General features: G+C 59.8%; 1 protein-coding gene. It reads right to left on the minus strand.

Going from position 1 to position 311, the window contains the following annotated elements:
* Positions 1-26: 26 nt before the first annotated feature.
* Complete coding sequence (locus EOB49_RS38750) at positions 27-305, minus strand: AlpA family phage regulatory protein (RefSeq protein ID WP_127309512.1); 279 nt, start codon at positions 303-305, stop codon at positions 27-29.
* Positions 306-311 lie beyond the last annotated feature (6 nt).

Consider the following 311-nt stretch of genomic DNA (forward strand, 5'->3'; position numbering starts at 1 on the left):
AAGCGGCAGATATTGGGAGGCTACATTCATGCGGTGCGGCTCTCAGGTCTAGTTTCCATCCAAGCCCTGATATCGGATTCAAGCCATGCGACTCGGCCGGGGGAGATGCGACGCCGCTTAGGGAACAGGCCTGCCTTCAGAGTCGCGCGGTCGCGCTCGAACTGCGTTCCACTGAAGTGCTTCAGGGTCTTTGCCGACTGGCCGGCGGCCCAGGCAAGTGCCCGCTCGCCTTCCACATCTTCAAGCCAAAGATAGAGATCGTCGTCGGGAGCATCCAGCGTTGGACGGACATCAAATGCGTTCATGTCCGG

It is taken from the genome of Mesorhizobium sp. M7A.F.Ca.MR.148.00.0.0, from assembly GCF_003997735.1.
Lineage (GTDB): Bacteria > Pseudomonadota > Alphaproteobacteria > Rhizobiales > Rhizobiaceae > Mesorhizobium.

Bases quoted from the DNA above. Each gene is read 5' to 3' on its own strand.
- EOB49_RS38750 (WP_127309512.1), bottom strand. From the start codon at position 305: ATGAACGCATTTGATGTCCGTCCAACGCTGGATGCTCCCGACGACGAT.